At 73.9% G+C, this 12,957-nt stretch carries 14 protein-coding genes, 1 pseudogene and 1 riboswitch; of the genes and pseudogenes, 3 read left to right on the forward strand and 12 right to left on the reverse strand.

The features are described 5' to 3' along the window. Nucleotides 1-777: ABC transporter substrate-binding protein (locus tag E1165_RS06740; RefSeq protein WP_132388815.1), on the forward strand; the 777-nt coding region annotated here is incomplete at its 5' end. Between the two features lie 182 nt (nucleotides 778-959). On the opposite strand, the gene E1165_RS29485 is transcribed toward E1165_RS06740, so the two are convergent. The 9 genes and pseudogenes from E1165_RS29485 to rpe form a co-directional block, all read right to left on the reverse strand. After that, on the reverse strand, nucleotides 960-1,169 hold the full coding sequence (locus E1165_RS29485; protein ID WP_207916685.1) for an alpha/beta fold hydrolase: 210 nt from the start codon (nucleotides 1,167-1,169) through the stop codon (nucleotides 960-962). Nucleotides 1,170-1,228: 59 nt separating this feature from the next. After that, a pseudogene (locus tag E1165_RS30665) lies at nucleotides 1,229-1,651 on the reverse strand (alpha/beta fold hydrolase); the annotation flags it as partial. Continuing rightward, nucleotides 1,605-2,105, reverse strand: a complete 501-nt coding sequence (gene ribH, locus E1165_RS06750) for a 6,7-dimethyl-8-ribityllumazine synthase (protein ID WP_132388819.1) — start codon at nucleotides 2,103-2,105, stop codon at nucleotides 1,605-1,607. The gene ribH and the pseudogene E1165_RS30665, both read right to left, overlap by 47 nt. 2 nt (nucleotides 2,106-2,107) lie before the next feature. After that, complete coding sequence (locus tag E1165_RS06755; protein WP_132388821.1) at nucleotides 2,108-3,373, reverse strand: bifunctional 3,4-dihydroxy-2-butanone-4-phosphate synthase/GTP cyclohydrolase II; 1,266 nt, start codon at nucleotides 3,371-3,373, stop codon at nucleotides 2,108-2,110. Beyond that, nucleotides 3,370-4,062: a nicotinamide riboside transporter PnuC gene (gene pnuC / locus E1165_RS06760; RefSeq protein ID WP_132388823.1), complete on the reverse strand. Its 693-nt coding sequence runs from the start codon at nucleotides 4,060-4,062 to the stop codon at nucleotides 3,370-3,372. Before pnuC ends, E1165_RS06755 begins: the two co-directional genes overlap by 4 nt. After that, complete coding sequence (locus E1165_RS06765) at nucleotides 4,062-4,673, reverse strand: riboflavin synthase (RefSeq protein WP_132388825.1); 612 nt, start codon at nucleotides 4,671-4,673, stop codon at nucleotides 4,062-4,064. Before E1165_RS06765 ends, pnuC begins: the two co-directional genes overlap by 1 nt. A gap of 1 nt (nucleotide 4,674) precedes the next feature. Further along, nucleotides 4,675-5,736 carry a bifunctional diaminohydroxyphosphoribosylaminopyrimidine deaminase/5-amino-6-(5-phosphoribosylamino)uracil reductase RibD gene (ribD, locus tag E1165_RS06770; RefSeq protein ID WP_132388827.1) on the reverse strand — a complete coding sequence of 354 codons (1,062 nt, stop codon included), beginning with the start codon at nucleotides 5,734-5,736 and terminating at the stop codon, nucleotides 4,675-4,677. Nucleotides 5,737-5,882: 146 nt separating this feature from the next. Then, nucleotides 5,883-6,056: riboswitch (FMN riboswitch) on the reverse strand. A 62-nt stretch (nucleotides 6,057-6,118) separates the two neighbouring features. Further along, nucleotides 6,119-7,078, reverse strand: coding sequence for a response regulator (locus E1165_RS06775; RefSeq protein WP_132388829.1), 960 nt, complete (start codon nucleotides 7,076-7,078; stop codon nucleotides 6,119-6,121). 1 nt (nucleotide 7,079) lies between these two features. Then, nucleotides 7,080-7,760 (reverse strand): ribulose-phosphate 3-epimerase, encoded by a 681-nt coding sequence (rpe, locus tag E1165_RS06780; protein ID WP_132388831.1) that lies wholly within the window; start codon nucleotides 7,758-7,760, stop codon nucleotides 7,080-7,082. A gap of 258 nt (nucleotides 7,761-8,018) precedes the next feature. On the opposite strand from rpe, the gene E1165_RS06785 reads away from it, so the two are divergent. Together E1165_RS06785 and E1165_RS06790 are read left to right on the forward strand one after the other, a co-directional pair. Next, nucleotides 8,019-8,903 (forward strand): septum formation family protein, encoded by an 885-nt coding sequence (locus E1165_RS06785; protein WP_132388833.1) that lies wholly within the window; start codon nucleotides 8,019-8,021, stop codon nucleotides 8,901-8,903. Nucleotides 8,904-8,974: 71 nt separating this feature from the next. After that, a complete protein-coding gene (locus E1165_RS06790; RefSeq protein WP_132388835.1) occupies nucleotides 8,975-9,862 on the forward strand; it encodes a septum formation family protein in 888 nt (295 codons plus the stop codon). Nucleotides 9,863-9,973: 111 nt separating this feature from the next. Here the strand turns inward: E1165_RS06790 and E1165_RS06795 are convergent, their stop codons facing one another. The 3 genes from E1165_RS06795 to def are packed head-to-tail and all read right to left on the reverse strand — an operon-like array spanning nucleotide 9,974 to nucleotide 12,956. Beyond that, nucleotides 9,974-11,467 carry an RsmB/NOP family class I SAM-dependent RNA methyltransferase gene (locus E1165_RS06795; RefSeq protein ID WP_132388837.1) on the reverse strand — a complete coding sequence of 498 codons (1,494 nt, stop codon included), beginning with the start codon at nucleotides 11,465-11,467 and terminating at the stop codon, nucleotides 9,974-9,976. After that, nucleotides 11,464-12,390, reverse strand: a complete 927-nt coding sequence (gene fmt / locus E1165_RS06800) for a methionyl-tRNA formyltransferase (protein ID WP_132388911.1) — start codon at nucleotides 12,388-12,390, stop codon at nucleotides 11,464-11,466. The genes E1165_RS06795 and fmt overlap by 4 nt, the downstream gene beginning before the upstream one ends. Nucleotides 12,391-12,395: 5 nt before the next feature. Continuing rightward, the gene (gene def, locus E1165_RS06805; protein WP_132388839.1) at nucleotides 12,396-12,956 is read right to left on the reverse strand and encodes a peptide deformylase; all 561 of its coding nucleotides are present in this window, start codon (nucleotides 12,954-12,956) and stop codon (nucleotides 12,396-12,398) included. Between the last annotated feature and the right edge of the window lies 1 nt (nucleotide 12,957).

Consider the following 12,957-nt stretch of genomic DNA (forward strand, 5'->3'; position numbering starts at 1 on the left):
ACCCCCACCGACGTGGCTACCGCCGCCTGCACCAAGGAGGAGGGCCTGCGCACCCGGACGCCGGGCACACTCACCATCGCCACCGACGAGCCGGCACGCGAGCCGTGGTTCCGGCAGAACAAACCGGAGAACGGCGAGGGTTTCGAGGCCGCCGTCGCGTACGCGGTGGCGACGCAGCTCGGGTACGCCGCCACGGAGGTCACCTGGACCCGGGTGAAGCCCGACGCCGCCGTCACACCCGGCCCGAAGAGCTTCGACTTCGCCATCAACCAGTTCTCCCTCACCGAGGAGCGCAAGCAGGCGGTCGACCTCTCCGCGCCCTACTACCTCGTGCGCCAGGCCGTGATCGCGCGGAAGTCGTCGAAGATCGCCGGGAGGAAGTCCCTGGCCGAGCTGACCGACGCCCGGCTCGGCGCCCAGGCCAACAGCACCAGCCACCAGGCGATCACCGAACTCGTCAAGCCGGGGCCGAAACCGCAGAGCTACCGAGGCAACGACGAGGCCGTGGCGGCACTGCGGAACGGTCAGATCGACGGCCTGGTGGTGGACCTGCCGACCGCCTTCCGCATCACCTCGACCAAGGGCGCCGATGTCGCCATCGTCGGTCAACTACCGCAGGTGGGCGCACCGGAGACGTTCGGGTTGCTGCTCGACAAGGACTCCCCGCTCACCCCGTGCGTCAACGAGGCGATCGGCGAACTCCGCGAGGCCAAGACGCTGACCCAGCTGGAGCAGCGGTGGCTCGCCCAGGTGGCGGGGGCGACCGAGCTCACCTGAGCCTCGCTCGCCCGCGGCCCGGGGCTTCGTACCGGCGCCAGCGGACGGTGCGGCGTGCTGGTCGCCGTCGCCATGACAGCGGCCGGCACGCTGCTCGACGTCGCCGCCACCGGCGCGCCCGGCCCAGCCAGGTCCGCGAGCCGGTCTGGCATAGCGGCAGGCTTGGCTCTGACCCGCGAAGCTCAGCCGAGCCCGGTGAGGAACTCCCGCACCACGGCGTGGAACTCGGCGGGGCGGGTGGCGTGAACGGCGTGTCCCGCGTCGATGGTGACCAGCCGACCGTCGGGGATCCGTTCGGCGACGGCGTCGACGCGGTCCTGCGGAAGGTGGCTCGCGGGGCCGCCGGCGACCACAGGGTCGGGGCGGTGATCGCGGCCATGCGCTCCCACCACACCGGGTCCGGGTCGTTGAGCTGCGCCACCACCGCCTCCCGGACGGCCCAGTCGTAGTCGAGCGGCTCGGCAGGCCGGGGTGGCAGCCGGAACCCCAGCGGCATCGGAGGCGGGGGCTCCTCCAGCACCAGCGCCGCGACCCGCTCCGGGCACGTCTGGGCCAGCAGGTAGGCCACGACCGCGCCGACGCAGCGACCGATCAGGGTCGCCCGGGCCAGGTCGAGTGCGTCGGGCAGGGCTCGGACGTCATCGCACATCAGCTCCAGCGAGTACGTCCCGGGCCGGTCGGTTCCCCCGAACCCGCGCAGGTCCGGCGCGCACAGGTGGGCCTGGTCGCCGAGGGTGGCGGCCAGACCGGCACCCGCTCCGATCCTTAGCGCGTCGGGCGCGCCGACGGCCGGGTGGGCCACGGGCGGCGAAGCGAGGCGGCCCGGGTCAGGCGCCGAAGCCGACCCGCATGCCGGTACCGGCGGCAACGGCACGGATGGCCAGGGCGGCGTCGAGGGCCGCGACGGTGGCCGCCCAGCCCTTGTCCTCCGTCGAACCGGGCAACCCGGCCCGGTCCCGGGCCTGCGCGATGGTGTCGACGGTGAGCACCCCGTGCGCCACCGGCTTGCCCTCGTCCAACGCCACCCGGGTCAGCCCCTCGGTCACCGACTTGCAGACGTAGTCGAAGTGGGCGGTCGCGCCGCGCACCACCACGCCGAGGGCGACCACCACGTCGCAGCGGCGGGCCAGAGCCTGCGCCACCACCGGCAGCTCCACCGAACCGGCGACCCGGGCCACCACCGCCCGGGCCCCGCACGCCTCGGCCGCCGCCACCGCCCGGTCGAGCATGTGGTCGGTCAGCTCGCCGTGCCAGCGCGCCGCCACCACGCCGACGGTCATGCCAGCGGCCTCCACCGTGCTCACCCCGGGCTCGCCGAAACCCGCCATGTCTACGCTCCGATCTCGTCGCCGGCGACCGGACGGCCCATCGGGGCCTCGGTCACCTCGTCCAGCTCGTCCAGCAGGTGACCCATCCGGTCCCGCTTCGTGCGCAGGTAGCGCACGTTCTCCGGGTGCGGACGGACCGGCAGCCCCTCACGGCCGGTGATCCGCAGCCCGTACCCCTCCAGCCCGGCCCGCTTGGCCGGGTTGTTGGTGAGCAGCCGCATCGACCGTACGCCCAGGTCGTAGAGGATCTGCGCGCCGGTGCCGTAGTCCCGGGCGTCGGCCGGCAGCCCCAGGTCCAGGTTCGCGTCGACCGTGTCGCGGCCCTGGTCCTGGAGTTGGTACGCCTGGAGCTTGTGCAACAGGCCGATCCCCCGCCCCTCGTGCCCGCGCACGTACAACACCACCCCGCGCCCCTCCCGGGCGACCCGAGCCAGGGCGGCCTGCAACTGTGGCCCGCAGTCGCAGCGCAGGGAGCCGAACACGTCCCCGGTCAGGCACTCCGAGTGCACCCGGACCAGCACGTCCTCCCCGTCGCCGAGGTCGCCGTAGACCATCGCGACATGCTCGGCCGGGTCGTGCTCGGCACGGTAGCCCAGCGCCCGGAACACCCCGTACGGGGTGGGCATCCGCGCGTCGGCGACCTGCTCGACCTGCCTCTCGTGCCGTCGCCGGTACGCCACCAGGTCGGCGATGGTGACCAGGGACAGCGAGTGCTCGGCGCAGAACTTCTCCAGGTCCGGCAGACGCATCATGGTGCCGTCGTCGTTGACCAGCTCGCAGAGCACGCCGGCCGGACGCAGACCGGCCATCCTGGTCAGGTCGACGGCCGCCTCGGTGTGCCCGGGGCGGCGCAGCACCCCACCCTCGCGGGCCCGCAGCGGCACCACGTGGCCGGGGCGGGCCAGGTCGGTCGGCCCGGTCGCCGGGTCGGCGAGCAGCCGGATGGTGTGCGACCGGTCGGCGGCGGAGATGCCGGTGGCGATCCCCTCCCGGGCGTCCACGGTCACCGTGTAGGCGGTGCCCCGCCGGTCCTGGTTGGTGTGGTGCATCGGCGGCAGGTCGAGCCGATCGCACTCGCTCTCGGTCAGCGGCACGCAGATGTAACCGGAGGTCCACCGGACCATGAACGCGACCAGTTCCGGCGTCGCCAGCTCCGCGGCGAAGATCAGATCGCCCTCGTTCTCCCGGTCCTCGTCGTCGACCACGACGACGGGCCGGCCGGCGGCGATGTCCGCCACCGCCTGCGTGATGCTCGCGAAGCTGTTCATGCCACGGCCTCCGAGTAGGTGGGCGGAATCGGTCGGGCGACCCGGCTGGCGCGGGAGCTACGCCACCAGGCGACCAGCCCGGCGACGCACAGCGCGCCGTAGACGAGGTACATGGCCGCCGACGGGTAGAAACCGCCGCGCAGCAGCAGCGGCACCCCGACCGCGTCCACGGCGATCCAGACCAGCCAGAAGTCCACCCAGCCCCGGGCCATGCCGTAGGTGGCGAGCAGGCTGCCGGTGAGGATCCAGGCGTCCGGCAGCGGACCCCAGGAGCCCAGCGCGGCGAGCACCGGGTACGCCACGGCGGTGCCGAGCACGGCGGCGAGCAGCAGGCCCAACCGTTCCCGCCCGGTCGCCCAGCGCGGGGTCACCGCCGGCTGCTCCCCGTCGCCGGCCCGCCGGTTGCGCGCCCAGCGCCACCAGCCGTACAGGCTGACCGCGAAGAAGAACACCTGCCGGCCGGCCTGGCCGTACAGGTCGTGGGCCTGCGGGGTGGCGAAGGCGCCGCCGAGGAAGACGGTGAACAGCAACGCGTTGCCGACCATGCCGACCGGCCAGGCCCAGACCAGCCGGCGCAGCCCGAACAGGGCGGAGACGAGACCGAAGACGTTGCCGACGATCTCCCGGACCAGCACCGGGGAACCGGCGATCTGCACCTGGGCGTCGAGCAGCCAGCCGAGCGGACCCATCAGGCCCCACCGCCCGGCAGCCGGTCGGCGAGCAGCCGCTCGACGTACTTGGCGAGCACGTCCACCTCCAGGTTCACCGGATCGCCGACGGCGCGGGCGCCGAGGGTGGTCAGGGTGAGGGTGGTCGGGATGAGTCCGACGGCGAACCAGTCCGGCCCGACGGCGGCCACCGTGAGCGACACCCCGTCGACGGTGATCGAGCCCTTCTCCACCACGTACCGGGACAGGTCGGCGGGGAGCCGGAAACGCAGGGTCTCCCACTGTGCGGCCGGCTCCCGGGAGAGCAGCTCGCCGACCCCGTCGACGTGCCCCTGCACGATGTGCCCGCCGAGCCGACTGTTCAGCGCGGCGGCCCGTTCCAGGTTGACCGGATCGCCCGTACGCAACGCGCCGAGCGCGGAGCGGCGCAGGGTCTCCCCCATCACGTCGGCGGTGAAGACCTCGGCGTCGACGTCGACCACGGTCAGACAGACGCCGTTGACCGCGATCGAGTCCCCGTGCCGGGCGTCGGAGGTGACCAGCGGGCCCCGGATGGCGACCACGGCGGAGTCAACGCCGGTGTCGGCGACGCGGACGACCTCGCCCCGCTCCTCGACGATGCCGGTGAACATGTCAGGCCTCCCTCTTCCGGGGCAGCGCGGTGATCCGCAGGTCGGGACCGACCTGCGCGACGTCGGTGATCTCGAGGTCGACGGCCTCGGCGATGGTGGTCACGCCGGCGTCGGCCAGCGCGGGCGGGCCGGCGCCGAGCAGCTTCGGCGCGACGTACCCGACGACCTTGTCCACCAGCCCGGCGGCGAGGAACGCGCCGGCCAGCCGCGGCCCACCCTCCAGCAGCGCGGCCCGTACGCCACGGTGGTGCAGCTCCGCCAGCAGCCCCGGCAGGTCGACCCGGCCGTCCGGGTCGGCGCCGACCTCCGCGCTGGTGGCGATCCACGTCTGGGCGGCGCCGTCGCGCACCCGGGCCTCCGCCGGGGTACGCCCCGAGCTGTCCACCACCACCCGCAGCGGCTGCCGGATGGCCAGGGTGCCGTCGCGCAGGTTACGGGCGGTCAGCCGGGGGTCGTCGACGAGGACGGTGCCCACCCCGACGATCACCGCGTCGACCGTGCCGCGTAGTGCGTGCACGTCGATCCGGGCCGCCTCCGACGTGATCCACATGCTGGTGCCGTCGGCGGCGGCGGACCGGCCGTCGAGGGTGGCGGCGTACTTCCAGATCACGTACGGCCAGCCCCGCCGCATCGAGGTCAACCAGGCGATGTTGCCGGCCTCGGACTCGGCGGCGCGCACCCCGACGTCGACCTGGATGCCGGCGGCGCGCAGGGTGGCGGCGCCGCCGGCGGCGACCGGGTTGGGATCGGGCACGGCGATCACCACCCGGGCGACGCCGGCCCGGATCAGCGCGAGGCTGCAGGGGCCGGTGCGGCCGGTGTGGTCGCAGGGTTCGAGGGAGACCACGGCGGTGCCGCCGCGGGCGCGGTCGCCGGCCTGGGCGAGCGCGACGATCTCGGCGTGCGGTCCGCCGGCGTAGGCGTGGAATCCCTCCCCCACGACCGCGCCCTCCGGATCGAGCAGGACGCAACCGACGACCGGGTTGGGGCTGGTGGTGCCGAGGCCACGGGCGGCCAGCGCGACGGCACGACGCATCGCTTCGTCGACGGAGACGCCGGCCATGGCCCCTGCCCTCTCACTCGCCGGTCGGCGCGCTGGGCGGTCGACGGGAGGAGCCGTGGGCAGGCGGCGGCGGATCCGGGGAACGGCACGGCCGGCCCCGGGGAGCCCGGGTGGCTGGAACAGCCCACGCGGGTCCGCCCCGTCCCGCGCGCTGTCTCCCATCCGGACTGTCTGGCGGCGCAACGATCTCGCCGCCAACCGTCGGCCCCGGATTCTCACCAGGTCCACCGGGCGGCCTGAGCCGTCCGGGTCGCGGGCTTACCACGGTCTAGCCGTGGATCACCGCCGGTTCGGAATTTCACCGAGCCCCGCCAGCGCGTGGTGGGTACACGGAAAGTCTTACACGTCGGGGCGGGGGGTACGCCACTCCCGGCGTGCTACCTCACAGGCCGTCGGCCCGTCGTCGGTCCACCGCGACGTACGAGCCGGGTTGACTCTTGGCAACGGTCTTCATCTCCGAGGCGACCGCGATCGCGGCGAGCGGGTCGGTGAAGCGCTTGCGCGAGTCGGACAGCGACACGCCGATCGAGAGGGTCACCAGGTGGGCTTTGCGGATGTTGCCGCGACGGTCCTTGAGCTCCACGTAGCCGCGTTCGGCGTCGGCGGGGTCGTAGAGCCTGTCGGCGGCCCTCTCGAAGTCCTCCACGGCCCGGAAGGTCAACGGTCGGACCTGCTCCGGCGTGCAGACGACGACGAAGTCGTCGCCGCCGACGTGGCCGAGGAAGGCCGGCGGCAGCCCGATCGAGACCACCGCCCGGTGCAGGCTGCGGGCCAGCGCGGAGATGAACTCGTCGCCGCGGACGAAGCCGTACCGGTCGTTGACGCTCTTGAACCGGTCGATGTCGATGTAGCCGACCGCGTAGTCGACGCCGCTGCGTACCCGGTCGCTGATCTCCCGGCGGATCCGGCTGTTGCCGGGCAGCCCGGTCAGCGGGGAGACCTCGCGGAACTCCTTGTTACGGCGCAACGTCGAGCTGACCCGGGCCACCAACTCGGCGGTGTCGAAGGGCTTCACCAGGTAGTCGTCGGCGCCCGCGCTGAGCCCGTGGACCTTGTCCACGGTCATGCCCTTGGCGGTCAGCATGATCACCGGCAGGGCCGAGGTCATCGGGTTGGCGCGCAGCCGGCGGGTCAACTCCAGGCCGTCGATCCGGGGCATCATCAGGTCCACCACGGCCAGGTCGGGCCGGTGCCGCTCGATCATCTCCAGCGCCTCCTGGCCGTCGCCGGCATGCAGCACCTCGAAGCCGTGCAGCCGCAGGTTGAACTCGACGAAGCGGGCGATGTCCGCGTCGTCGTCGACGACCAGGATGACGTCGGGTCGATCGCCGGACGGGTCCATGTCAGGCCCCGCTGGCCGCGCGCTCCGCCAGGCCACGCAGCCGGCGGACCGCCTCGGCGGGGTCGTCCGCCCCGTAGACGGCGGTGCCGGCGACGAAGGCGTCGGCACCGGCCGCCGCGGCCTGCTCGATGGTGTCGGCGGCGATCCCGCCGTCGACCTCGATGCGCAGCTCGAGGTGACCGCTGGACGCGTGCCGACGGGCGGCGCGGACCTTCTCCAGCAGTTGCGGGATGAACCGCTGCCCACCGAAGCCGGCCTTGATCGTCATGATCAGCAGGGTGTCGAAGTTCGGCAGCAGTTCGAGGTACGGCTCGATCGGGGTGTCCCGGTCGATGGCCAGACCCGCCCTGGCGCCGGCCGAGCGGAGATCCTTGGCGAGGGCGACCGGGTCGTCGCAGGCCTCGGCGTGGAAGGTGACGTTGTAGGCGCCGGCGTCGGCGTAGCCGGGCGCCCAGCGACGCGGATCCTCGATCATCAGGTGCACGTCGAACGGGATCCGGGTGGCCGCCCGCAGGCTCTGCACCACCGGCAGCCCGATGGTCAGGTTCGGCACGAAGTGGTTGTCCATCACGTCGACGTGCAGCCAGTCCGCGGCTCCCTCGACAGCACGGACTTCTTCGGCCAGGCGGGCGAAATCGGCGGCGAGGATGCTGGGCGCGACGATCGGCGGCGGTACGGTCACCTGGCCAGTGTACGAACGCGGCCTGCCGGCGCGAGCAGGCCACCTCTGACGGAAACCCTCGGTGACCCGGGGATGACGTTCGGTGCAGAAGGGAGTCCTTCCGGAGCGAGAACCAGACCAAGGGCCACCGGGCACTGGCCGATTGACGGAAACACGGGAAAACTCCACCAGGGACGGTCACATATGCTGCACGCCCGATGGCGGGCAACGCCGGGCGGGCCGCGACGTTCGGCCGTCATCTCCGGGGAAGGGCGGACGATGCGACGGTGGCTCGTGGCGCTGGTGCTGGCCGGCGCGGCGGTGACGATGGGCGGCTGCTTCCAGCAGAACCGGGCCGACGGTGACCTGGTCGACGACTGGCCCGTGCTGCCCGCACCACAGTTGTTCGTGCCCGCCACAGGCTCCTGCCTACCCCGGATAACCCCGGTGGTGCAGGCCAGCACCTACGACACGGTGGACTGTGCGCGCAGCCACCTGGCAGAGGCGATCCACGTCGGCGTCTTCACCGGCGCCGCCACCCGTGGGCCACGGCCCGAGCCGGGCTCGTCGGCGCTGCGCCCGGCCCGGGCCGAGTGCGACCAGCGGGCCCGGGAGGTGCTCGGCGGCGACTGGCACTCCGCGCGGCTCACCCTGAACATCGCGCTGCCCTCCCTCACCGCCTGGAACAGCGGGGCCCGGTGGTTCCGCTGCGACCTGAGCGAGACCGACAGCATCGACAACACCCGGCCGGTCAACCGAACCGGCAGCCTGCGCGGCGCGATGATCGGTGACAACCCGCTGTCGCACCGCTGCTTCGACCCGAAGTTGATCGGCAAGAACCTCAACTACATGGCGCCGGTGCTCTGCTCAGAGCCGCACCGGGCCGAGTTCGTCGGCGTCTACCTCGAGAAGGACCTGACCTGGGAGCAGTTCACCAAGGCCAACCAACAGGTGCACCGGCGCTGCATGGCGCTGATCGCCAGCTTCGCCGAGGTGCCCAACAACGCCGACCTGCCGTACCGGGCCGGATCGATCTTCTACCCCCCGTCGCAGCGGGAGTGGGAGGAGGGCGACCGGGGCATCCGCTGTTTCCTGTGGAGCGACGACCGGAAACTGACCCGCTCGATGCGCGGTGCCGGGCCGGAAGGGTTGCCCACCATCTGAATCCGGGTGCCGTATGCTCCGGCCCCAGGTCAGCGCCGCTGGCCGGGTAGTGCGGCGAGGGGGCGGAAGCGATGCGACGGTGGACGGCGCTCGCCCCGGGCGCGTTGACGGCCCTCGCGCTGGCCGCCTGCGGCGCCCCGGCCGGGCTGGACACGGACCTCACCGACGACTGGCCGTCGCTCACCGCCCCGCGCCCCTTCGTCCCGGACCCCGGGGTCTGCCACCCCGGGGTGCCCGACGTCGGCCACCTCAGTGGCTACCAGCCCGTCGACTGCTCCGGGGGGCACCGCGCCGAGACCCTGCACGTCGGCACCCTCACCGGGGCGCACGCGGCCGGGGCGACCCCGCCCTCGGGCGGCAGCGCCGCCATGCGGAACGCCCGCGCCGAATGCGACCGGGAGGTCCACCGCGCCCTCGGCGGGGACTGGCGTTCGGGCCGGCTCAGCCTCAGCGTCGTCCTCCCCTCCCCGCGGGGCTGGACCGGCGGGGCCCGCTGGTTCCGCTGCGACCTCAGCGAGGTCAAGAGCATCGACGATCCGGGGGTGGTGGTCCGCACCGGGAGCCTGCGGGGCGCGCTGACCGGGGCGACCGGACTCCGGTTGGGCTGCTTCGAGCCACGGATGGCCGGTGACGGGGTCACGGCGATGACACCGGTTTCCTGCACCACCCGGCACCATGTCGAGTTCGTCGGCGTCTGGCAGGCCACCGGCCTCAGCTACGCCCGGGTCAGCCGGGGCGACCACCGGGTCCACCAGGGATGCCGGAGCATACTCGCCCGCTACACCGGGATTCCGGACAACGGCGACCTGCCCCTCCGCACCGGCTCGATCTTCTACCACCCCACCGAGCGGGAGTGGCGTGACGGCGACCGCGGGGTGCGGTGCTTCCTGTGGGCCGACGACCGCCCCCTGACCCGCTCGCTCAACAACGCCGGCCCGCGTAGCCTGCCGGTCCGCTGAGCCGGACGCCGAGACGCGAGCACCGGCGGCCCCGGCCGACCGCGACGGCACCGGTGACCCGCCGGTGGGCGTCCCGGCGCGTGGACCGGCGTCCACGCGCCGTGCGTACGGTCAGCCGCGCCGCAGCACCGCCAGGAACATCGCGTCCGTGCCGTGCCGGTGCGGCCAGAGCTGCACCGTCGGGCCGTCGCCCAGCCCCGGCATGCCCGGAGGCAGCAGCGGGCGGGCGTCGACGAAATCCGCCGGCACCGCGGACCGCCGGGCCGCCTCGGTCACCGTCACGTGCGTCTCCACGACGTGCGGTGAGCAGGTCACGTAGGCGACGAGACCGCCGGGGCGCACCGCGCGCAGCGCGGCGGCGAGCAGTTCCCGTTGCAACCGCGTCAACTGCGGCAGGTCCGAGGGCTGGCGGCGCCACCGGGACTCGGGCCGGCGGCGCAGCGATCCCAGTCCGGTGCAGGGGGCGTCCACCAGGACCCGGTCGAAGTGCTCCGCCGGCAGCTTCGGGTCCGCGCCGACGGTGCGGCCGTCGGTGTGCAGCACGGTCACCGGCAGCCCCTGCGTGGCCTGTGCGACCAGCCGGGCCCGGTGCTCGGACACCTCCACCGCGGTCAGCCGGCCACCGCGCTGCGCGGCGAGCGCGCCGAGCAGGCCGGACTTGCCGCCCGGGCCGGCGCACAGGTCGAGCCAGCGCCCGTCCGGGCCGTCGAGCGGGGCGGTGGCCAGGGCGTGCGCCACCAGCTGCGAGCCCTCGTCCTGCACGTGCGCGCGGCCCTCGGCCAGCGCCGGCAGGTCACCCGGCGCGCCGCCGGCCAGATAGACGGCGTACGGCGAGAAGGCGCCGGGAGCGCCGCCCACCGCCTCGGCCAACTCCACCGGGTCGGCGAGGCCGGGCCGGGCACACAGATGCACCGGGGGCCGCTCGTTGTCCTCGATCAGCAGCCGGGTGACCTCCCCCAGGTCGCCGCCGAGCGCCTCGGCGAACGCCCGCACGATCCACTGCGGATGGCTGTACGCCAGCGCCAGGTGCCCGATCGGGTCGGTCTCCATCGGCGGGGCGAGCTTCGCCACCCAGGCGTCGGCGTCGCGGCCGGCGACCTCGCGCAGCACCGCGTTGGCGAAGCCGGTGGCTCCGGGGCCGACCGTGCGGACCAGGTCCACGGTCGAGGAGACCGCCGCGTGCGCCGGCACCCGGGTGTGCAGGAGTTGGTACGCCCCGAGCCGCAGGGCGTCGCGCACCGGCGGGTCGATCCGCGCGACGTCCCGCCCGGCCGCGTCGGTCAGGATCGCGTCCAGGGTGCCGGTGTGGCGCAGCGTGCCGTAGGTCAGCTCGGTGGCGAAGGCCGCGTCCCGGCCGGTCAGGCCCTGCTCACGCAGGATCGCCGGGAGCGCCAGATTGCCGTACGCGTCGTCGCGGTGCACGGCCTCGACCGCCTGGTACGCCGCGTACCGGGGCAGGTCGACGGCGGGCCGGAAGGGACGGCCGGCGCGCCGGTCAGCACCGCCGCGCTCGCCTCGCCCCGCGCCACCAGACCGGTCGCCGCGCTGGCCGCCACCGGGGCGGTCCGAGCGGGGGTTGTGGGATCCGTCCGAGGGGGTGCTCACGCGAGCACCTCGCCGGCGCTGACCCGGGCGCCACGCGCCCAGTCGCTCGCCGGCATGGCCTTCTTCCCGGCCGCCCGCACCTCGCCCAGGCGCACCGGCGTCGTCGCGGTGCCGGCCAGCACCCGGGACTTCTCCACCAGCAGCTCACCGGGCTTCAGCTCGGGACCGTCCGCGACCGGCGTGACCGGGCCCAGCTTCACCCGCTCCTGCCGGAAGGTCGTCCAGGGGCCGGGGGCGGGCGTGCAGGCGCGGATGCGCCGATCCACCGCGAACGCGGGGTCGGTCCAGCGGACCCGGGCGTCCTCCACGGTCAGCTTCGGCGCCAGGGACACCCCGTCGGCCGGCTGCGGCTCGGCCCGGGCCGTCCCCGCCTCGATCGCGTCGAGGACGGCCACCAGCAGGCCGGCGCCGGAGTGCGCCAGCCGCTCCAACAGGTCGCCGGAGGTGTCGGTCGGTCGGATCTCGTCGGTCAGGGTGCCGTACACCGGGCCGGTGTCCAGCCCCTGCTCCAACTGGAACACGCTGGCGCCGGTCAGCTCGTCGCCGTGCAGCACGGCGTGCTGCACGGGGGCCGCGCCGCGCCAGGCCGGCAGCAGGGAGAAGTGCAGGTTGATCCAGCCGTGCCGGGGGATCTCCAGGGCGACCGGCGGCACCAGCGCGCCGTACGCGACCACGGGCACGCAGTCCGGCGCGAGCTCGCGCAGCCGGTCGAGGAACTCCGGCTCCCGGGGCCGGGCGGGGGTGAGCACCTCGACGCCGTGCTCGTCGGCCCAGGCCCCTACCGGGGAACGGACCAGCCCTCGGCCCCGGCCCGCCGGGGCGTCGGGGCGGGTGACCACGGCCAGCAGCTCGTGCCCGGAGGCGTGCACGGCGGCCAGGGCGGGGACGGCGACAGCCGGGGTGCCGGCGAAGACCAGACGCAACCGGCTCACCGCCCCAGACCGAACGGGTTGCCGGCGGTGTGCGGGCTCAGCTTGACCGTGGGCGGGGCGGCCGGGTCGTACCACTCCGCCTGGCGGATCGCCTTCATCGCCGCCTTGCGCCCGGCCGGGTCCAGCCGGTCGACGAAGAGCACCCCGTCGAGGTGGTCGGTCTCGTGCTGGACGCAGCGGGCCATCAGCCCGGTGCCGACGATCTGCATCGGATCGCCGTAGCCGTTGAAGCCCTTGGCGACGACGTTCTGGCGGCGCTTGGTGTCGAAGTAGAGTCCGGGGATGGACAGGCAGCCCTCGGGGCCGTCCTGCTCCTCCTCGTCGGGGAACTCCAGCACGGGATTGACCAGGTGACCGAGGACGTCGTCCACGTCGAAGGCGAACACCCGCAGGCCCACGCCGAGCTGTGGCGCGGCCAGGCCGGCGCCGTTCTGCTCACGCATCGTGTCGGTGAGGTCGGCGATGAGCTTGCGCAGCTCGACGTCGAAGTCGACGACCGGATCGGCCGGCGTGCGCAGCACCGGATCCCCGAACAGACGGATGGGCTGGACGGTCACG

This window comes from Micromonospora sp. KC723 (genome assembly GCF_004348595.1).
GTDB lineage: Bacteria > Actinomycetota > Actinomycetes > Mycobacteriales > Micromonosporaceae > Micromonospora.